This window comes from Streptomyces coerulescens (assembly GCF_042657965.1).
Classification (GTDB): domain Bacteria; phylum Actinomycetota; class Actinomycetes; order Streptomycetales; family Streptomycetaceae; genus Streptomyces; species Streptomyces coerulescens.
The window spans coordinates 90,866-110,629 of record NZ_JBHSKM010000053.1 but is presented as its reverse complement, the minus strand read 5'-3'; the positions used below and the strand labels follow the sequence as shown (position 1 = coordinate 110,629).

General features: G+C 71.5%; 19 protein-coding genes. 11 read left to right on the top strand and 8 right to left on the bottom strand.

Annotated elements, in window-relative coordinates:
* Positions 1-34: 34 nt before the first annotated feature.
* The 3 genes from ACFPQ9_RS44105 (at position 35) to ACFPQ9_RS44095 (ending at position 3,667) form a co-directional block, all read left to right on the top strand.
* Positions 35-1,180: an acyl-CoA dehydrogenase family protein gene (locus ACFPQ9_RS44105; RefSeq protein ID WP_380866056.1), complete on the top strand. Its 1,146-nt coding sequence runs from the start codon at positions 35-37 to the stop codon at positions 1,178-1,180.
* Positions 1,180-2,229, top strand: coding sequence for an alcohol dehydrogenase catalytic domain-containing protein (locus ACFPQ9_RS44100; protein WP_380866054.1), 1,050 nt, complete (start codon positions 1,180-1,182; stop codon positions 2,227-2,229). Before ACFPQ9_RS44105 ends, ACFPQ9_RS44100 begins: the two co-directional genes overlap by 1 nt.
* A 184-nt stretch (positions 2,230-2,413) precedes the next feature.
* Positions 2,414-3,667 (top strand): MFS transporter, encoded by a 1,254-nt coding sequence (locus ACFPQ9_RS44095; RefSeq protein WP_380866052.1) that lies wholly within the window; start codon positions 2,414-2,416, stop codon positions 3,665-3,667.
* Here ACFPQ9_RS44095 and ACFPQ9_RS44090 read toward each other — a convergent pair.
* Positions 3,575-4,561: a GlxA family transcriptional regulator gene (locus ACFPQ9_RS44090; RefSeq protein ID WP_380866050.1), complete on the bottom strand. Its 987-nt coding sequence runs from the start codon at positions 4,559-4,561 to the stop codon at positions 3,575-3,577. The genes ACFPQ9_RS44095 and ACFPQ9_RS44090 overlap by 93 nt on opposite strands.
* Positions 4,562-4,827: 266 nt before the next feature.
* On the opposite strand from ACFPQ9_RS44090, the gene ACFPQ9_RS44085 reads away from it, so the two are divergent.
* Positions 4,828-6,168 carry an MFS transporter gene (locus tag ACFPQ9_RS44085; protein ID WP_380866048.1) on the top strand — a complete coding sequence of 447 codons (1,341 nt, stop codon included), beginning with the start codon at positions 4,828-4,830 and terminating at the stop codon, positions 6,166-6,168.
* Positions 6,169-6,190: 22 nt separating this feature from the next.
* Here ACFPQ9_RS44085 and ACFPQ9_RS44080 read toward each other — a convergent pair whose 3' ends face one another.
* The 6 genes from ACFPQ9_RS44080 to ACFPQ9_RS44055 form a co-directional block, all read right to left on the bottom strand.
* The gene (locus ACFPQ9_RS44080) at positions 6,191-6,556 is read right to left on the bottom strand and encodes an iron chaperone (RefSeq protein WP_380866047.1); all 366 of its coding nucleotides are present in this window, start codon (positions 6,554-6,556) and stop codon (positions 6,191-6,193) included.
* Between the two features lie 65 nt (positions 6,557-6,621).
* On the bottom strand, positions 6,622-7,218 hold the full coding sequence (locus tag ACFPQ9_RS44075; protein WP_380866090.1) for a flavin reductase family protein: 597 nt from the start codon (positions 7,216-7,218) through the stop codon (positions 6,622-6,624).
* 113 nt (positions 7,219-7,331) lie between these two features.
* Complete coding sequence (locus ACFPQ9_RS44070; RefSeq protein ID WP_380866045.1) at positions 7,332-8,153, bottom strand: enoyl-CoA hydratase/isomerase family protein; 822 nt, start codon at positions 8,151-8,153, stop codon at positions 7,332-7,334.
* Between the two features lie 25 nt (positions 8,154-8,178).
* Positions 8,179-10,404, bottom strand: a complete 2,226-nt coding sequence (locus tag ACFPQ9_RS44065; protein ID WP_380866043.1) for an acetate--CoA ligase family protein — start codon at positions 10,402-10,404, stop codon at positions 8,179-8,181.
* A 155-nt stretch (positions 10,405-10,559) separates the two neighbouring features.
* Positions 10,560-12,047, bottom strand: a complete 1,488-nt coding sequence (locus ACFPQ9_RS44060; protein WP_380866039.1) for a flavin monoamine oxidase family protein — start codon at positions 12,045-12,047, stop codon at positions 10,560-10,562.
* Positions 12,048-12,208: 161 nt separating this feature from the next.
* Positions 12,209-13,450, bottom strand: coding sequence for a flavin-containing monooxygenase (locus tag ACFPQ9_RS44055; RefSeq protein ID WP_380866037.1), 1,242 nt, complete (start codon positions 13,448-13,450; stop codon positions 12,209-12,211).
* A 198-nt stretch (positions 13,451-13,648) separates the two neighbouring features.
* On the opposite strand from ACFPQ9_RS44055, the gene sigJ reads away from it, so the two are divergent.
* The 3 genes from sigJ to ACFPQ9_RS44040 all read left to right on the top strand — a co-directional run bounded on the left by sigJ (position 13,649) and on the right by ACFPQ9_RS44040 (position 16,806).
* On the top strand, positions 13,649-14,596 hold the full coding sequence (sigJ, locus tag ACFPQ9_RS44050; protein WP_380866036.1) for an RNA polymerase sigma factor SigJ: 948 nt from the start codon (positions 13,649-13,651) through the stop codon (positions 14,594-14,596).
* Between the two features lie 149 nt (positions 14,597-14,745).
* Positions 14,746-15,960 (top strand): NAD(P)/FAD-dependent oxidoreductase, encoded by a 1,215-nt coding sequence (locus ACFPQ9_RS44045; RefSeq protein WP_380866034.1) that lies wholly within the window; start codon positions 14,746-14,748, stop codon positions 15,958-15,960.
* A 168-nt stretch (positions 15,961-16,128) separates the two neighbouring features.
* Positions 16,129-16,806 carry an HNH endonuclease family protein gene (locus ACFPQ9_RS44040; protein WP_380866032.1) on the top strand — a complete coding sequence of 226 codons (678 nt, stop codon included), beginning with the start codon at positions 16,129-16,131 and terminating at the stop codon, positions 16,804-16,806.
* On the opposite strand, the gene ACFPQ9_RS44035 is transcribed toward ACFPQ9_RS44040, so the two are convergent.
* The gene (locus tag ACFPQ9_RS44035) at positions 16,784-17,011 is read right to left on the bottom strand and encodes a hypothetical protein (RefSeq protein WP_380866030.1); all 228 of its coding nucleotides are present in this window, start codon (positions 17,009-17,011) and stop codon (positions 16,784-16,786) included. The genes ACFPQ9_RS44040 and ACFPQ9_RS44035 overlap by 23 nt on opposite strands.
* 69 nt (positions 17,012-17,080) lie before the next feature.
* Here ACFPQ9_RS44035 and ACFPQ9_RS44030 point away from each other — a divergent pair, with 69 nt between their 5' ends.
* The 4 genes from ACFPQ9_RS44030 to ACFPQ9_RS44015 all read left to right on the top strand — a co-directional run bounded on the left by ACFPQ9_RS44030 (position 17,081) and on the right by ACFPQ9_RS44015 (position 19,598).
* A complete protein-coding gene (locus ACFPQ9_RS44030; RefSeq protein WP_380866029.1) occupies positions 17,081-17,527 on the top strand; it encodes a DoxX family protein in 447 nt (148 codons plus the stop codon).
* Positions 17,528-17,560: 33 nt separating this feature from the next.
* Complete coding sequence (locus ACFPQ9_RS44025) at positions 17,561-17,968, top strand: Zn-ribbon domain-containing OB-fold protein (RefSeq protein ID WP_380866027.1); 408 nt, start codon at positions 17,561-17,563, stop codon at positions 17,966-17,968.
* Between the two features lie 24 nt (positions 17,969-17,992).
* Positions 17,993-18,598, top strand: coding sequence for a GNAT family N-acetyltransferase (locus tag ACFPQ9_RS44020; protein WP_380866025.1), 606 nt, complete (start codon positions 17,993-17,995; stop codon positions 18,596-18,598).
* A 121-nt stretch (positions 18,599-18,719) separates the two neighbouring features.
* The gene (locus ACFPQ9_RS44015; protein WP_380866023.1) at positions 18,720-19,598 is read left to right on the top strand and encodes a GNAT family N-acetyltransferase; all 879 of its coding nucleotides are present in this window, start codon (positions 18,720-18,722) and stop codon (positions 19,596-19,598) included.
* Positions 19,599-19,764: the final 166 nt, after the last annotated feature.

Genomic DNA, 19,764 nt, shown 5'->3' with positions numbered 1-19,764 from the left:
CGGTGCCCCTGACCGGCGATCAGAGGAGACGTCAGTGGACTTTGGGTTCAGCGCTGAGGATGACGTGTTTCGTACGGAGGTCAGGGCCTGGCTCGCCGAGCACGCCGCAGGAGGGCTGGAGCGGCGGGCCTGGGAACAGACCCTCGGCAAAGCCGGGTGGATCGGGCTCGGGTGGGGTGAGGGCGGGTACGGGAACCGGATCGCGTCGCTCACCCGGCAAGTGGTGTGGGCGGAGGAATACGCGCGGTCGGGGGCGCCTGCGCGGTCCGGGCACATCGGGGAGAAGCTGCTGGCGCCGACGCTGCTCGCGCACGGGAGCGCGGAGCAGAAGACGCGGTTCCTTCCGGCCATCGCGCTCGGGGAGGAGCTGTGGTGCCAGGGGTACAGCGAGCCCGGAGCGGGGTCGGACCTCGCCGGGGTGCGGACGAAGGCCGAACGGGGCTCGGACGGGGCGTACCGCGTCACCGGGCAGAAGATCTGGACCTCCCTCGCCCATGAAGCGGACTGGTGCTTCGTGCTGGCGCGCACCGAGCCGGAGTCGCGTCGGCATCACGGACTGAGCTTCCTGCTCGTCCCGATGGACCAGCCGGGGCGCGTCGAGGTGCGGCCGATCCGGCAGATGACCGGCACGAGCGAGTTCAATGAGGTCTTCTTCGACGGTGCGCGCGCGGAGCATGTCGTAGGGGGCGAGGGCGCCGGGTGGCAGGTCGCGATGAGTCTGCTCGGGTTCGAGCGGGGGGTGTCCACCCTCGCCCAGCAGATCGGGTTCGCGGGAGAGCTGGCGCGGGTCGTGGGGGCCGCGGTGCGGTCCGGTGCCGTGGAGGACCCCGTCGTACGGGACCGTCTGGTGCGGCAGTGGGCCGAGTTGCGGGTGATGCGGTGGAACGCCCTGCGCACACTGGGGAGTTCGGGTGACGCGGGAGCGCCGAGCGTGGCCAAGCTGCTGTGGGGCGGCTGGCATCAGCGGCTCGGGGAGCTGGCGATGCAGGTGCGCGGCGCGTCGGCGAGCGTGGGGCCCCAGGAGTGGGCGCCCTCGACGCCGTACGAACTCGACGCCGGCCAGCATCTGTTCCTCTTCTCCCGTGCCGACACGATCTACGGGGGTTCGGACCAGGTACAGCGCACGATCATCGCCGAGCGGGTGCTCGGTCTGCCCAGGGAGCCCAAGGGAGTCGTCTGATGCGCGCAGTGATGTTCGACGGCAAGCGGGTCGAGGTCGTGGACGACCTGGAGGTACGGGATCCGGGGCCGGGCGAGGTACTCGTGGCCATCTCGGCGGCAGGCTTGTGCCACAGCGATCTGTCGGTGGTGGACGGGACCATACCTTTCCCGGTTCCTGTGGTGTTGGGCCATGAGGGGGCCGGAGTGGTGGAGGCCGTCGGTGTGGGCGTCACCCATGTCGAACCCGGGGACCATGTGGCGCTTTCCACTCTCGCCAACTGCGGTGCGTGTGCCGAGTGCGACCGGGGGCGGCCGACCATGTGCCGGCAGGCCATAGGGCGGCCGGGAAGGCCGTTCCGGCGCGGTGAGCAGGCCGTGTTCCAGTTCGCGTCCAACTCCGCCTTCGCGGAACGGACCGTGGTGAAGGCCGTGCAGGTGGTGCGGATCCCGAAGGACATTCCGCTGCCGTCGGCCGCGTTGATCGGGTGCGGGGTGCTGACCGGGGTGGGGGCCGTGCTGAACCGGGCCCGGGTCGACCGCGGGGACCGGGTGGTCGTGATCGGCGCCGGCGGGATAGGACTCAATGTCATCCAGGGGGCGCGGATCGCGGGGGCGCTGCGGATCGTCGCGGTGGACGCCAATCCGGCGAAGGAGGCGGTGGCGCGGCAGTTCGGGGCGACGGACTTCCTGACCTCGGTGGAGGGAGTACGGGACCTGCTGCCGACCGGGGCCGACCACGCCTTCGAGTGCGTGGGGCGCGTCGAGCTGATCCGGGCAGCCGTCGATCTGCTGGACCGTCATGGGCAGGCCGTACTGCTCGGGGTGCCGGCGGCCACCGCCGAGGCGTCCTTCCTGGTGTCCTCGATGTACCTGGACAAGTCGATTCTCGGCTGCCGGTACGGGTCGTCGCGGCCGCAGCGGGACATCGCGCTGTACGCCGAGCTGTACCGGGCCGGGCGGCTCATGCTGGACGAGCTCGTGACACAGACGTATCCGGTGGAGGAGTTCGAGCGGGCGGCGGTGGACGCGGAGGCGGGGAAGGTGGCGCGGGGGGTGCTGACCTTCTGAGGGGTCCTTGGGGATTCTGCGGTCTCCTGGCGGGGTTCCGGGGTCCCCTGGCAGGTTTTCCGAGGTCTCGTGGTGGGTTCCCGGAAGGTCTTCCGGCGGGTTCTCGGAGGTCTCCTGACGGGGTTTTCCACAGGCCCGGAAAACCGCTGCCGTGTTGTCGGTGGGGGCACTTACCGTCATCTGCATGACCTATCGAGACGTCGCCTCCAAGCAGGTGCTGATCTGGGCCTGCACCGCCGTCGCCGCTCGTATGCCGGTCGCCATGACGCCGTTGGCGCTGGTGTTCCTGGTGCGGGAGCGGCCCGGCGGCTACACCTTGGGCGCGACACTCGCGGCGGCTTATGTGCTCGGCGAGATCATCGGCGCTCCGGTCCTCGGGATGCGGCTGGACCCGGCTCGCGGCCGGCGTCATCTGGTCGTCGGGCTCGCGGGCGGGGTGCTGGGGTTCACCGGGCTCGGCATCTTCGCCGGCTCGCCCCCCGTGGTACTGGGCGCGTTCGCGTTCCTGGCCGGGGCCGCACCCTCCGCGGCCGCCGGAGGGCAGCGCGCGCTGCTGACGTCGCTGGTCCCCGAACGTGCCGTGGCGCAGGCGCTGTCCGCCGAGTCGATGCTGATGTCCGGGGTGTGGGCCGTCTCCCCGGTCGCCGTCGCCGGGCTGGCCCTCGGCGTGGCACCCCGGGTGCCGCTGCTCCTCGCGGCGGCCTGCATGGCGTCGTCGATAGCGGGCCACTGGCTGCTGCCCGCGGGCTGGGCCGGCGGCGAACAGGACGAGGACACGGGCCGGGTGAAGACCCGCGTACTGCTGCGGGCCTGGCCGGTGTACGTCACCGGCGCGGCCAGCATCACCCTGCTCGGCCTGACCGAACTCACCCTGCCGGCGCTGGTGGAGCAGCGCGGCATCGGCGTGGGCTGGTCCGGCCCGATGCTGGCGGGCATGGCCGTCGGGGCGGGACTCGGGGCGTTCCTGTACGGCCTGCGGTCGTGGCCGGGGCGGCTGCGCACGCGCAGTGCCGTGCTGATCAGCGGCATGTCGGTGTTCGTGGCGCTGGTCGCGCTGATACCGGGCGCGGCCGGGATCTCGACCGCCCTCGTCCTCGCGGGCGTGCTCCAGTCCGGCGCGCTGATCACCCGCAACCTGTCCCTGCGCGAGGCCCTGCCGCAGCGTGCCCTGGCCGCCGGATACTCCGTGCTGTACGCGGCCGCCGGCGCGGGCTACGCGGCGACGGGCTCCCTCGCGGGCGGCCTGCTCCAGGTGGTCGCGCCGTCCACGGCCGTCCTGGCCGGGGTGTCGCTGACCCTGCTGCTCACCCTGCTCGGCTGGTGGGGCGAGGCCCGGCGGGACGTCTCAGACGCGGTCGGCGGCCTGACGGTCGGCCTTGCCGGCGGCGCGGAAGGTGCGCCGATAGCTGGTGGGCGTGACCCCGAGTGCCGCCTGTAGGTGCTGGCGCATCGACTGGGCCGTGCCGAAGCCCGCGGCACCGGCCACCTGGTCGACGGAGAGGTCGGTGGACTCCAGCAGGTGCCGGGCGCGTTCGATCCGCTGCTGGGTGAGCCACTGGCCGGGGCTGACGCCGACCTCCTCACGGAACCGGCGGGTGAAGGTGCGCACCGACATGGACTCCTGGTCGGCCATGTCCCGCAGCTGGATGGGTTCGTGGAGCCGGCCCAGGGCCCAGGCACGTGCCGTGGTCGTGGACGACTGCTGCGGGTCGGGGACCGGGCGGTGGATGTACTGCGCCTGACCGCCGTCGCGATGGGGCGGTACGACGGTACGGCGGGCCACCTCGGTGGCGATCGCCGTGCCGTGGTCACGGCGCACCATGTGCAGACACAGGTCGATCCCGGCCGCGACCCCGGCCGAGGTCAGCACGTCGCCGTCGTCGATGAAGAGCACGTCCGCGTCGACGTCGATCTGAGGGAACAGCCGCTGGAAGCGCTCGGCGTCGGCCCAGTGCGTGGTCGCCGGGCGCCCGTCGAGCCGGCCGGCCGCGGCGAGGACGTACACGCCGGTGCAGATGGAGGCGAGCCGGGTGCCGGGGCGGATGCGGGCGAGCGCGGCGGCCAGCTCCTCGGTCAGCACGCCCTCCTCGAAGACCGGGCCGAGCTCGTACGACGCCGGGATGATCACGGTGTCGGCGGTGGCCAGCGCCTCGGGGCCGTGCTCGACCTGGATGGCGAAGTCGGCGTCCGTCCGCACGGGGCCCGGCGGCCGGATCGAGCAGGTCACGACCTCGTACAGGTGCCGCCCACGGGTGTCCTTGGGGCGGCCGAAGATCCGGTGCGGGATGCCCAGCTCGAAGGGGAGCAACCCGTCCAGCGCGAGCACGACCACGCGGTGCGGACGGAGATCAGACGGCGGACGGGTATCTGCCGGTGCGCGGAGATCCGTCGGCGGACGGGAATCCGACGGTACAGGGGAATCGGTCGGCGGACGGGAATCCGACGGTACAGGGGAATCGGTCGGCGGACGGGAATCCGACGGTGCGCGGGAATCGGTCGGCGTACGGTGCTCCGGCTCACTGCTCATGGCCCGATCCTAACGAACACTGTCCTCCGGGCCAATGGATCGGGAGCGGCCCAGGCCTCAAGCTCGTTGTCGTGACGCAGACAACTCCCGCCACCGCGACCACCGCCACCGCGACCGCGACCGCCGCCACCGCGGCCACGTCCCCGACGAGGCCGCGTCGTCGTCCCCGTATCCACCGCGCCTGGTTCGTCGCCGCCGTCGCCTTCGTGACGATCCTCGGCGCCGCCGCCTTCCGCTCCCTGCCGGGACTGCTGATCGACCCGCTCAACGACCAGTTCGGCTGGTCGCGCGGCACGATCGGGGCCGCGGTCTCCATCAACCTCGCGCTCTACGGCCTCACCGCCCCCTTCGCGGCCGCGCTGATGGACCGTTTCGGCATACGCAGGGTCGTGGCGGCGGCCCTGATGCTGATCGCGGTCGGCTCGGGTCTGACGTACTGGATGACGGCGGCCTGGCAACTGCTGCTGTGCTGGGGCCTGCTGGTGGGGCTCGGCACCGGTTCGATGGCGCTGGCCTTCGCCGCCACGGTCACCAACCGCTGGTTCACCGAGCGGCGCGGCCTGGTCACCGGCATCCTCACCGCCGCCTCGGCCTCCGGCCAGCTGATCTTCCTGCCGCTGCTGTCCTGGATGGTCGAGGAGCACAGCTGGCGCCCGGCCGTCGTCACGGTCGCCCTCGCGGCCCTCGTGGTCGTCCCCTTCGTGTGGCTGCTGCTGCGCGACCACCCGGCCGACGTGGGCGTGGCGCCGTACGGCTCGAAGGAGTTCGTGCCGAAGCCGCCGCCCGCACAGGGCGCCGCCCGCCGGGCCGTGACGGTGCTCTTCTCGGCGGCCCGCACCGGCCCCTTCTGGCTGCTGGCCGGCACGTTCGCGATCTGCGGAGCCTCCACCAACGGCCTCATCCAGACCCACTTCGTGCCCGCCGCCCACGACCACGGCATGCCCATCACGGCCGCCGCCTCGCTGCTCGCGGTCATCGGCGTCTTCGACGTCGTCGGCACGATCTTCTCCGGCTGGCTCACCGACCGCTTCGAACCGCGCCGCCTGCTCGCGGTCTACTACGCCCTGCGCGGCATCTCGCTGCTCTTCCTGCCGATGCTGCTCGCGCCGAGCGTCCACCCGCCGATGCTGTTCTTCATCGTCTTCTACGGCCTCGACTGGGTCGCCACCGTCCCGCCGACCGTCGCCCTGTGCCGTGAGCAGTACGGCGACGACAGCGCGATCGTCTTCGGCTGGGTCCTCGCCTCCCACCAGGTCGGCGCCGCGCTGGTCGCCTTCCTGGGCGGGGTCGCGCGGGACGTCTTCGGCAGCTACGACATGGTCTGGTACGCGTCCGGGGCGCTGTGCGCGGCGGCGGCGCTCATGGCGCTGGTGATCCGGCGGCGGCCGGCACCGGTCGGGATGGCGGCCTGAGGCCCTGCGGTGCGCCCTGCCGTCAGCAGATCTTGCCCGGGGCGGCCGCGACAGCCCTCAGCAGGTCTCGCACCAGATCGAAATCGACGTCCCCCGGCTTGCGGAAGCGCAGGCAACCCTTGCCCATGTCCTGCCCGCTCAGCCGTTCCTCGAACGCCTCCCGGACATCGCTGCGCATGAGATAGAAGGAGATGTACTGCTTCTGACTGGCGAAGGCGATCTCGGCGGTGCCCTCCCGCGTGTAGGCGGGCATGCCGTACGCCATGACCTCGTCGAACGCCTTGAGCTCGGCCCGGCACAGCTGCCGCAGCCTGGTCAGGGCATCCCTGCGCTCCTCGGGCACCTCGGCCAGATACCCGTCGACGTCTTCCGCACTGCTCTGCACCATGCGGTGAGCCTATTCCAGCCCGCCGACACCGATCCCTTTCGAACACTGCCTGCGGCAGGAAGCGGCTAGAGGAACCGACCCTTGTGGAACAGCAGCGGCGGCTCGTCCCCGTCGCCGACCCCGAGCGCGTCCACACGTCCTACGACGATGAGGTGGTCGCCGCCCGTGTGCACCGCGTGGATCGTGCAGTCGATCCACGCGAGCGTGCCGGTGAGGCGGGGGGAGCCGGACGCGGGGGCGGCGTCGTAGGTCACGCCGGCGAACTTGTCCGCCCCGCTCACCGCGAAGGCGCGGCACAGCTCGCCCTGGCCGGCGCTCAGTACGTTCACGCAGAAGACGCCCGCGCGGGCGATGCGCGGCCAGGTCGTCGACGTACGGCCGACCATGAAGGCGACCAGCGGCGGGTCGAGGGAGAGGGAAGAGAAGGACTGGCAGGCGAAGCCGGCGGGGGCGTGCGGGGCCTCGGCGCCGGCCGGTGCCGTCACGACGACCACACCGGTGGCGAAGTTGCCGAGCACCCGCCGGAACTCGTCCTGCGGGATCGGCGCGCGCTCGTCCTCGCCGACACAGCGCAGCGCCGGGCGCGGCAGCGCCTGAACGGGCGGTGCGTCGGCCGACCTCAGATAGCGGACGGCGGCGGCCGCCATCCCTGCGTGTCCCATCATGCCATCCATTGAAACTGACGGTTCGTCAGATTGGAAGGGCTGTGCGAGGGCCTGATGCGGGGCCGAGCCGACGTCAGCGGCCGTGAACCCGGCGCTCCTGGGCGCTGACGTCAGCGGCCCCTGAACTCGGCGCTTCTGCGCTCCACGAAACTCGCCACGCCCTCCCGCGCGTCCTGCGTCGTCATATTGATCTCCTGCGCGGCCGCCTCCGCGGCGAAGGCCGTGGTGCGGTCGGTGTCCAGGGAGGCGTTGACGAGCTGCTTGGTGAGGGCGAGCGCCCGGGTCGGGCCGGTGGCGAGGCGTTCGGCCCACTCGCGGGCCGTCTTTTCCAACTCCCCGTCCGCGACGACCCGGTTGACCAGGCCCAGCCGCTCCGCGTCCGCGGCGGAGACCGCGTCGCCGAAGAACATCAGCTCCTTGGCCCGGTGGGGGCCGATGAGGCGCGGCAGGAGGTAGGCGCCGCCACCGTCCGGGACCAGGCCGCGTCGCACGAACACCTCGATGAACCGTGCGGACTCCGCGGCCAGTACGAGGTCGCAGGCGAGCGCCAGATGCGCGCCGATGCCGGCCGCGGTGCCGTTGACGGCCGCGATCACCGGCTTCTCGCAGTCCAGCACGGCCGCGATCAGCCGCTGGGCGCCGAGCCGGATCGTGCGGGCGACATCGCCGGGGACCCGTTCACCGCCCGCCGCCCCGCCCCGGAGATCCGCCCCGGCGCAGAATCCCCGCCCGGCGCCGGTCAGCACCACGGCTCGCACCCCGGGGTCCGCGGAGGCCTCGGCAAGCAGCTGGATGAGGTGTTCGCGCTGGTCAGGGGTGATGGCGTTGAGGGCTTCGGGACGGTTGAGGGTGATCCGGCAGACCTGATTGTCAGTGGCGTGCCGTATCAATGGATCAGCGCAATTTCCGGGCACACGGGGGGAACCGGGCATGTTCACTGCACCATCGGTATTCATCTCAGCGACACACCACCAACGCGTCCAGCGCCACCGCGCCCTGCCCCCTGGGCAGCACCATCAGCGGGTTGATGTCGAGCTCCGCGACATCGTCCCCGAGCTCCAGGACCATGCGCTGCACCCGCAGGACGACTTCCACGAGCGCGTCGAGGTCCGCCGGGGGCCGCCCCCTGACCCCGTCGAAGAGGGCCCGCCCGCGCAGTTCGGCGCACATGTCCCGGGCCTGCTCCTCCCCGAAGGGCGGCACGCGTACGGCCGTGTCGTTCAGCACCTCCACGAGCACCCCGCCCAGCCCGACCGTCACCGTCGGTCCGAACAGCTCGTCGTGCGCGGCGCCCACGACCATCTCGACGCCCCGCTCGACCATCTGGCAGACCAGGACGCCGTCCAGGGAGACGTCCTCGTAGCGGGCGATGTCGGTCAGCTCGCGGTAGGCGTCGCGGACCTGACTGGCGGAGGTCAGCCCGATCTTGACCAGGCCGAGCTCGGTCTTGTGGGCGATCCGTGCGCCGGACGCCTTCATCACCACCGGGTAGCCCACCAGCCCCGCGGCCCGTACGGCCGCCGCCGCGCTGGTCACCAACTGCTCGCGCGGGACACGGATCCCGTACGCCCGCAACAGCTGCTTCGCCGAGTGTTCGCTCAACTGCTGTCCCGGGCGCATCAGTGCCTGCGCCTTGCGGTAGGACGGCGAGGGGGTGCGCGCGGCCTCGTCGAAGGGGGAGCGGTAGCCGCTGACGAAGCGGTGGTGGTCGAGGTAGGCGCGCACGGCGGTGATGCAGTTCGCGACCGTGCGGAAGGTGGCCACGCGCGAGGAGCCGAGCAGGACCTCGCGGTAGGCCGGCTCGGTGCCGACGGGCGAACCCCACACCACGCAGACCAGTTTGTCCGTGCGCTCGGCGGCGTCCACCAGGTCCCGCACGAGCCGGTCGCTCAGGGGTGGGAAGGGCCCGGTGATCGGGCAGATCAGCACCCCCACCGCAGGGTCGTCGAGGATCGCGTCGATGATTTTCCGGCCGCGGTGGTCGCCGACGGGATGACCGCCGTTGTCGACCGGGTTGGCCACGCTCAGATACTCGGGTATCCACTGGTGCAGCTCGGCCTGCTTGACCTCCGACAGCTCCGGCAGCCGCAGTCCCGCCTCCGTCGCCAGGTCGGCGAAGTGCGCGCCCGTGCCGCCCGAGATCGAATAGACGACGACGCCCTCGGCGCCGGGCGGCCGGGCGCGAGCCAACAGGGCGGCGGTGTCCTGGAGTTCGTCGAGTCCGTCCACACGGATCACGCCGTACTGCCGCATCGCCGCGTCCACCACCGCGTCGGCTCCGGTCAGCTTGCCGGTGTGTGAGGCGGCCGTGCGGGCGCCGGTCTCGGTGCGGCCCACCTTGACCGCGACGACCGGCACACCGCGGCGGGCGGCACGGTCGGCGGCGAGCAGGAAGGCACGGCCGTCCTTGAGGCCCTCGACGTAAGCGGCGATGGCGCCGACCTCGGGCCGCTCGGCGAAGTAGGAGATGAAGTCGGCGCACTCCAGGTCGGCCTCGTTGCCGGTGGGTGCCCAGTGGGAGAGGCGGATGCCGAGTTCCTGGAGGGCGAAGACGGGGCGGCCCTGGTGGCCGGACTGGGTGATGAGGGCGATCGCGGGGCCGTCGAGGTCGTCACGGAACCGCTCGAAGGCGTTGAGGTTGGTGTTGGGGCCAAGGAGCCGCATCCCGGACCGCTCGACGGCGGCGGTGAGCCGGTCCTGCGCGGCGGCTCCCTCCTCGCCGGTCTCGGCGAACCCGGACGCGAAGACGACGGCGAACTTCACCTTGGTCTCGGCCAGTTCCTCGATCACCGGAAGGGGGTCGGCGACCAGCAGCACGGCGAGATCGACCTGCTCGGGCAGGTCGGCGACGGAAGGGGAGCAGGGGATGCCGAAGACGGCCGTACGGCTCGGGTGCACCGGATGGAGCCGGGCGCCGACCCGTTCGGACCAGGCGATCAGCTGGCGGGTGACACCGGTGTTGGGCCGCCCCTCGGCGTCGGAGGCGCCGATCACGGCGACCGACTCCGGCCGGAAGAGACGGTCCAGATCGGGGACGTCGCAATACAGGGGACGGCCGCTGACGTCGAGATCGTCGACCTCGGCGGGCCGGCCGTGGACGGCGGGCCCGGGTTGCTCGCCACAGGCGATGACCCGGGCCCGGCGGGAGTCGGTGGTGAGGGTGCCGTGGGTTGATCCAAGCATCGGTCCGCCCGCTCCTGTGTGACAGCGATTAACTGACGCAGTGTCAGATTAAAGGAACTGACGCTCAGTCAGGAACGGTTGTGCACGCAAAGTTGGGCGCGGACACACGCCGCGCCCTCGCGGAGCCCTGCGCGAGGACCCTGCCCGGCGGCGCCTCACAGCACCGCCAGCACCTCCTTCGCCACCCGCTCGCCCGACCGCACCGCCCCGTCCATGAAGCCCATCCAGTACGTGGAGGTCTCCGTCCCGGCCCAGTGGATGCCGCCGACCGGCTCGCGCAGGGCGGGGCCGTACTGGGTCAGGACGCCGGGTGCGGCGATGGAGACGGGGCCGCCGCGGGTGTAGGCCTCGTTGTTCCAGCGTTGCAGCACGAAGGAGGTGGGGGAGGCCGCTTTCGCGCCGAAGTACGTCGTGTAGTCCTTCAGCACCGCCGCCCGCACCTCGGCCTCGCTCGCCGCGTCCAGCCTGCGGGCCTCGTCGGCCTCGATGAAGCCCATCAGCGCGCCGAAGGAGGCGTCCGGCGGGGAGTTGTCGAAGGTGGAGCTGATCACGCCGGTGTCGCTGACGACCTGGCCGTTGAGGCCGTCGGCACGCCAGAAGGGGGTGTCGTAGATGGCGATGGCCTTGCCGACCGAGGCCATCGGCAGCCGCTGGGTGAGCTGGTCGCGGGCGGCCGGCAGCAGGGGGTCGTAGGTGATGCGGGCCGCGATGGGCGGGGGTACGGCGACGATCACCTTCCTGGCGGTGACCGTGATGCCGTCGGCCGTCACGACGTGGTCGGCGCCGGACCTGGCGATCGTGCGTACCGGGGCGCTCAGCACCACCCGGTCGCCGAGCGTGGCGGCGAGCTTGATCGGCACCAGCTGGGAGCCGCCGACGAAGCGCAGTTCCTGGGCGCCGCCCGCGGTCTCGGTGAGGCGCTCCAGGGTGCCGGGGGTGGAGGAGTTGCCTGCGGCGGCGATGTAGAAGAGGACGAACAGGAAGGAGAGTTCACGCGGTTCGGCCGAGAAGATCGACGTGCAGGCCACGTCGAAGAGGAACTTGGCCGACGGGATCACGGCGTTGGCGCGCAGCCAGGTCTCGAAGGTCTGCCGGTCCCATTCGTCGGCCTTGGCGGCGGTCCAGGGCGCGTCGACCGGGATCTGCTTGGCCAGGTCGTCGAGCTTGGCCTGCACGATCGCGGCGTTGGCGAGCCCGGCCGCGTCGATGGGCGGGACGGAGCCGAGGATGCCGTCGGTGGCGTACGGGGTCTTCTTGCCGTCCTTGTAGAGGAGGTTGTTCCCCGTGTTGTAGGTGGCGAAGGTCTGTACGCCGAGAGAGTCGGCGAGGGCCCGGATGCGGTCCTGGGTGGGGCCGATGAACTCGCCGCCGCCCTCGGTGACGCCGCCGCCCGCCAGGTTCAGGCCGAGCACCCGGCCGCCGACCCGGTCGCGTGCCTCCAGGACGACGACCGACTTGCCGGCGGCCACCAGGTCGCGGGCCGCGGTGAGTCCGGCGAGCCCGGCGCCGACGATCGCGACGTCGGCCTGGCGATGCGCCCCGGCGGCCGAGGCCGGGCCGGCGGCGGTGAGGGCCGCGGCGCCGGCGGTGGCGGCGGCGCCGCCGAGCAGGGAGCGGCGGGAGAGTTGTCTTTCGCGTGCCACGTGCGTCCTCCGTCGTAGCGAGAGGGAGTGGAGCCGGAGAGTGGAGCCGAAAAGCTGAACAGGGCTCACATTCTGACTCCGCACGAGGGCGCGGTACAGAGATCTCCCGCAACTTATGACTCACAAGTAACAGGAGATCTGCGGAAGAGAGTTGAGGGCGGCTACGTCACCGGCAGCCGGGAGGCCCGTCGCCGGTCGTCGTGGTCACCGGCGATGGCCTTGGCGATCTTCTGTGCGTCGATCGCCATCTCGCGGAGGTTGCCGCTGATGGGATTGGTGAAGCCGGTGAAGTACAGGCCGGGGGCGTCGGCAGGGGCGCGGCGGCCCCGGGCGACCGGTTTGCCGTGCTCGTCGAGGACGCCGAGATGGCCGACGAGGTTCTCCAGCGCACGGACGTACCCGGTGGCCGCGATGACGACGTCCGGCGAGACGCGCGTTCCGTCGGCCAGGACGACCTTGCCGTCCTCGAAGCTGTCGACGGCGGCCACGATCTCGATCCGCCCCTTGCGCACGGCGTCGATGAGGCCGACGTCGAGAACCGGGATCGCCCCTTGCCCGACCCGGCTGTAGAGCCCGCTGTCGGGGCGCGGCAGCCCCTTCTCCGACAGGTCCGGCACGCTCAGTTTCGCCATGGGGCGGGCGAGCCGGTCGACGAGGCGGACCGGCAGCCGCCGTACCAGAATGCTGGTGAACTGGGCCGCCCAGCCGGCGGTGGAGCGGCGCACGATGTGCGGCACGGTCCGTACGGCGAGGCGTACCCGGGAGGCGCCGCCCTCGACAAGGTCCACGGCTATCTCGGCACCGGTGTTGCCGACGCCGACGACGAGGACGTCGCGGCCGGCGTACGGGGCCGGGTTGCGGTACTCGCCGGCGTGCAGGAACTCGCCGGTGTAGGTGTCGCGGCCGGGCCAGTGCGGAATGCGCGGTGTGTGGTTGTGCCCGGTGGCCACGACGACGGCGGCGCCGGTCAGTTCGCGTCCGCCGGTGGCGCGCAGCAGCCAGCCGGAGCCGTCGGGCGCGGGCTCGACGCGGGAGACCTCGACGCCGGTGACGATCTCCAGGTCGTGGTGCTCGGCGTACTTCTCCAGGTACCGCACGATGTCGTCGCGGGCGACCCAGCGCCCGAAGCGGCGCGGCATCGGCAGCCCGGGCAGGGCGGACAGCCGCCGGGTGGTGTGCAGATGGAGGCGGTCGTAGTGCCGCCGCCAGGAGGCCCCGACCCGGTCCGACTTCTCCAGCACGACGGCACGCAGCCCCCGGGCGCGCAGGGCGTGTGCGACGGAGAGTCCGCCTGGCCCGCCGCCTATGACATAGACGGGGCGGTCGGTGACGGGGTGCTCCGTGGCGGGGCGCTCAACTTCGGGACTGTCCGGGGGTGGGACGTGTCGGGGGGTGTCGGCCATGGTCCGGAGCGTAATCACGTGGCGGGTTGATGGGTCTCGGTCAAGCCCGGAATTGGTTGCGGATCGATCACGGCTGTGGGAGGCGTGGGTGCGATGCGTGACGTAGGCCTCCTGGTTGTGGGGGTGGGGTGGACTTGGCGCGAGTCCGGACATGCCGCCCTGATGCGGTGGCCGGCCGGCGAGTTAGGATCCGGCGTCATGGCCCTGACCATGAACGACGTCGACCGGTTCGAAGCGTCCAGGCCCCGCCTGGAGGCCATCGCCTATCGTCTCCTCGGCTCGGCGAGCGAGGCGGAGGACGCCGTGCAGGAGACCTTCCTGCGCTGGCAGTCCGCCGATGTCGGACGGATCGAGGTCCCCGAGGCCTGGCTGACGAAGGTGCTCACCAACCTGTGCCTCAACCAGCTCACTTCGGCCCGCGCGCGGCGCGAGACCTACGTGGGCCAATGGCTGCCCGAGCCGCTGCTCGCCGGGGACCCGATGCTCGGCCCGGCCGACACAGCGGAACAGCGCGAATCGGTGTCGTACGCCGTACTCGTCCTGTTGGAGCGGCTGTCCCCCAATGAGCGGGCGGTGTATGTGCTGCGGGAGGCATTCGAGTACCGGCACGCGGAGATCGCCGAGATCCTCGACATCACCGAGGCGGCCAGCCAGCAGATCTTCCACCGTGCGAAGAAGCATGTGGCGCAGGGCAGGGCCCGCACCGAGGTGGACGAGGACGCCGCCCGGCGGATCGTGGAGGAGTTCCTCGCGGCCGCCACCAGTGGCCGGACCGAGCCGCTCGTGCGGCTGCTCACCCAGGACTCCCTCTCGATCGGCGACGGCGGTGGGAAGGTCCCGGCCCGCGCGAAGGCGTTCGAGGGTGCTCTCGCGGTCGCGAAGTTCATGCGGGGTCTGTTCAAGCCGAGCGCGGCGAAGCGTGCGCTGACCGGCGGCTCGCCGCAGATCTACGGCTCGTTCGCCAACGGCGACCCCGCGGTCGTGGCGGTCCTCGACGGCCGGGTCATCGGCGTCATGTGCCTGGAGATCACGGCCGAGGGGATCGCCGGGTTCCGCAACCAGGTCAACCCCGACAAGCTCGAACGGGCGACGAGGGTGTGGGCGGCCGAGGACCACGGGGAGCCGTTGCTGATGAGCGCGTACTGACCCCGCCCGGCGATGTGAGCTGCTTCACATCGCAGACCTGTCAGGAATCGGTGGGCCGCTCGGTTCAAGGGGCGAATCCACGATCCGCGAGTTCGCGATTCCACGAATCCCGCGAATCCCGCGAATCCGCCCAGGACAGGAGTACGGACATGCAGCACCGCATCGTCGTCATCGGAGCCGGCTACACCGGAGCCACCGCCGCCGGGCGTCTCGCCCGGCGACTGCACCACGAGGATGTCGCCATCACCCTCGTCAACGCCGAGCCCGACTTCGTCGAGCGCGTCCGGTTGCACCAGCTCGCGGTCGGCCAGTCGCTCAAGCCCCGGCCGTTCAGCGAGATGTTCGCGGGGACCGGCGTCGCACTGAAGCTCGGGAAGGTCACGGGCGTCGATGTCGACCGTAGGACGGTCACCGTGGTCGCCGCGGACGGGGCCGGCGCCGACGCCGAGGCCGAGGAGCTGGAGTACGACACCCTCGTGTACGCCCTCGGCAGCGGCTGGAACGACCACGGGGTCCCCGGCACGGCCGAGCACGCCTACGAGATCGCCAGCCGTCCCGGAGCACTGCGCCTGCGCGAACGTCTCGCCGGTCTGGGCGCCGGACAGCCCGTGGTCGTGGTCGGCGGCGGCCTCACCGGTGTGGAGGCCGCGACCGAGATCGCCGAGGCCCGCCCGGACCTCGACGTCGCCCTCGCCGTGCGTGGCGGCCTCGGTGACTGGCTCTCGCCCAAGGGACGCCGGCATCTGCGGAAGGTCGTCGACAACCTCGGCATCACGGTCCACGAGGACACCGCCGTCGCAGCCGTCGAGGCGGACCATGTCACCACCGCGGACGGTACGGCCGTCCCGGCCGCGGTGACCATCTGGACCGCCGGGTTCGCCGTCCACCCGATCGCGCGGGCCACCACCCTGGAGATCACCGGCACGGGCCAGATCGTCGCCGACCCGACCATGCGCTCGGTCTCCCACCCCGAGGTGTACGCCATCGGCGACGCGGCCATGGTGATGGGCCCCGGCGGCAAGCCGCTGCGGATGTCGTGCGCCTCGGGTGTCCCGACCGCGTGGCAGGCCGCAGACGCCATCGCGGCCCGCCTGACCGGCGGGAAGATGCCGACCACGACGCCGCGCTACTTCAACCAGTGCATCTCGCTGGGCCGCAAGGAAGGCCTCATCCAGTACGTCACCGCCGACGACCGCGCCGTCGGCGCGGCGCTGACGGGACGACTGGCCGCCAAGTACAAGGAACTCGTCTGCAAGGGCGCGGCGTGGGGCGTGGCCAACCCGCTGATGGGCATCCCGGCGCGGAAGCGGCGGGTCGTGGCGGACACCGTGCGGGAGGGCGCGGGGGTCAAGACGGCGGCGTGAGCGGTGCGGGGGAGAGGGCGCCCGTGAGCGGACCGGGCGCCCACCTCGCGCCGTTACCCCCATCAGGTGGCCCAAGGCACACCTGTCCGGTGAACTGACGCATCCATATGGCGCATCCGTTCGAGCCGAATCCCTCGAACGAGCTATAGGCGGTCAATCCTACGATGCGTGATCAAGAACATCAGACGAGCCGCGTTGACGGCCGCACTCCTTCTCGTGTCCCTCGCGGCACCCGCCCCGGCTCAGGCGCAGGAGCGTTCCCTCGAGACGTACACGGTCCCGATCGCCACCTCGGTGCAGCTCCTCCCGGTCGCCGCGGAGGTGCGGGACGGCTACGAGCGCACGAGCTTCAAGCACTGGAACGCCGGCCGGATCCCGAACGACGGCTGCAACACCCGTGCGGAGGTGCTGCTCGCCGAGGCGGTGGACCGGCCGGAGATCCTGCCCGGCTGCAAGCTCTCGGGCGGACGCTGGTGGTCGTACTACGACTCGAAGTGGCTCACCTCGGCGTCCGCCCTGGACGTCGACCACATGGTGCCGCTGGCCGAGGCCTGGGACTCCGGGGCGTCCCAATGGACCGCCGGGCGGCGGGAGTCGTACGCCAACGACCTCGCCGTCAACCCGTCCCTCGTCGCCGTCTCCGCGGCCTCGAACCGCAGCAAGGCCGACCAGGACCCGGCCGAGTGGCTGCCGCCGACCGTCGAGGTCGCCTGCCGGTACGCCGCCGAGTGGATCTCCACGAAGCTCCGCTGGGGCCTGACCGCCGACGCCGTCGAACGCGAAGCCCTCACCCAGCTCGCGGAGGCCTGCCCGGCGACCACCGTCACCTACGAGCCCGCACCGTAGGGCTCTGCCCGTTCACCGGCTCGTGCTGAGAGATCTTCGCGATCGACTCGATGAAGTCGCCCGGGTCCGCGTCGGCACCGTGGCCTTCGTCCCAGTAGTAGAGATGGTCGACCTCGTCGCCGAGGGTGTGCGCGGCGGCGAGGTTGGCGGAGACCGTGTGGGACGTGTCGGAGTCCTTGGTGGCCGCCGATGAAATTGCCGACAATTCTGTCGGGCTCATCGCGGGTGCACAGGCGATTGTCAGGTCCCCTTTATCTGACGTACCGTCAGATCCATGGACGCGATCTGGCTCACAGGTGCGGAATGGCTGGCCGTGCTCCGCATAGGTCTCGGGCTCTGGTGGCTGGAGAGCTGGCGGCACAAGGACAAGAAGAGCTGGTTCGAGGGGGCGGGGATCTCCTGGGCGGCCGGCGTGGCCGCCAAGCACCGCTGGAACGCCGTACGTTCAGGCTTCGACGTCGTCGTCAAACCCCGGCCGCGGACCATGGCGTACGTCGTGCTCTACGCGGAACTCGCCCTCGGACTCGGGCTCGTCCTCGGGTTCCTGACTCCGCTCGCCCTCGTCGGCGGGCTGCTGCTCAACCTTCTCTATTTCGTCCTGATGATCCACGACTGGGCCGAGCAGGGGCAGAACTCGATGATGGCGCTGATCTCGGTGGTCGCGTTGTTCGGGATGTCCTGGCAGTCGTGGTCGGTGGACGGCGCGCTGGGGCTGTTCTGACCCGGCCGGGGTTCGAAAGGTGAGGCTGCTTCGATGAGCGAGTCGCGCTACGACCTTCCGGAGGCCGACGCCTTCACCCGTACCTACTGGGACGCGGCCGCGGACGGGCGGCTGCTGATCCGCCGCTGTCACGGCTGCGGACGCGCCCACCACTACCCCCGCGAGTTCTGCCCCCACTGCTGGAGCGAGGACGTCGTCTGGGAATCCGTCGGCGGCCGGGCCACCCTCTACACCTGGTCCGTAGTGCACCGCAACGACCTGCCGCCCTTCGGGCAGCGGACGCCGTACGTCGCCGCCGTCGTCGATCTCGCCGAAGGGCCCCGCATGATGACCGAGGTCGTCGAGTGCGCGGACCCCGGGCTGCTGCGGGCCGGGATGGGACTTCAGGTCGTCTTCCGGGACGGGGTGCCGGTGTTCCGGCCGGAAGCGGTGCCGAGTTGATCGTCGGGTGGTTTGAATGAGCCCATGACCATCGCCGGCGGACCACACCACCCCCACCCCCATCCCCTCCCCGAACTGCGCGGGTACGGCCTGCTGCTGCGCGCCTGGGACGCGGACTCCGAGGCCGACGTCGACGCCTGGTTCCGGGGGCGCACCGACCCGGAGTTCCGGCGCTGGAACACCCCGCTGCGCATCACCACCGACCTCGACAGCGCCCGCGACTCCCTGCGCACCGCCGTTCAGAACACGAAGGACGGCACCTCGGCGGCGTACTGCGTCACCGACGCCACGACCGGCGCACCCCTCGGGCACGTCGGCGTCAACGTCATCAACCGGGTCATGAGCTGCGCCCGCGTCGGCTACTGGGTGCTCCCCGAGGCCCGGGGCCGCGGCGTGGCCACCCACGCGCTCACCCTCGCCACCCGCTGGGCCTTCCCCGAACTCGGCCTGCACCGCCTGGAACTCGACCACGCCGTCGGCCACGACTCCTCCTGCCGTATCGCCGAGCGCTGCGGCTTCCGCTACGAGGGGACCTTGCGGGACGCCATGTGGGAGGCGGAGCGGCACGACGCGTACCGGGACATGCACATGCACGCCCGGCTGGCCACGGACCCCGACGTCAACCCGTAGACCGGCACCCAGGTGAACCCCGGGCCCGTCAACCCCTGCCTGAGCACGCCCTCTTGTGTCGGGTTGGTGCCTGCGGCGGAAATCCGTGCACAACTCCGTCCCGCCTGCGGGATCATGAGCCATGCGCCCGGACGACTGGTACTGCACCCAGGACCTCACCGCCTTCCTCGCCCACGCCGGCGGCTTCCTGCGTTCACGCCCGGATCTGCACACCGTCGCCCTGACGGTGACCGAGACGCTGCGCACGAACGGGCCGCGTGCGTACGGCGACGAACCACCCGTCTTCGGCGCGCTGGAACTGGACGGACAGGTACGGGCCGCCTACTTCCGTACCCCGCCCTACCACCTGAACGTCACCCCCCTCGCCCCCGAGGAGGCCGACTCCCTCGCCGCCCATCTCGTCGGCCTCGGCCACGCGGTCCCCGGTGTCATCGCGGCCCGCGAAACCGCCGAGTCCTTCAGCGCCGCCTGGCGCCGGCACACGGGTGCCCGGGGCACGGTCAGACAGCGGCAACGCCTGTACCGGCTCGGCAACCTGACCGTTCCGCAACCCGTCCCGGCGGGCCGTGCGCGGGTCGCGGGCAAGGAGGACCGGGAGCTGCTGATGCGCTGGCACGCCGAGTTCGTCGAGGCCGCCGGTCATGTCGCTGCGCGTGACCCCGGCGCGTGGGCCGACTCACGGATCTCCTACGGCGGCGTCACCCTCTGGGAGGGCGAGGACGGCACCCCGCTCGCCATGGCCGGCGTTTCACCCGTGGTCGCCGGGCAGGTCCGGGTCGCCCCCGTCTACACCCCGGCCCCGCTGCGCGGACGCGGCTACGCGGGCGCCGTCACCGCGGCGGTCACCCGGGCCGTGCTCACCACCGGAGTGCGCGAGGTGCTGCTCTTCACCGACCTCGACAACCGGACGAGCAACAGCCTCTACCAGCGCATCGGATACCGGGCGGTGGCCGACTTCGCCGCCTACGACTTCCGCGGGGCGCCGGCCCCCGGGCGGTAGCCCTCCTGAGCCAGACGGTGTCGGGCCGTTCCCGGTTGTGCGACTCGGGGACCATCCGGCGGACCCGGCCGTCCATCCATGGACGGAGCAGATCTGCCTCATGGATGGATTCGCCCAACTCCACCGCACGAAAGGGTTGATGCGACTCATCCGCAACCACCCCGAG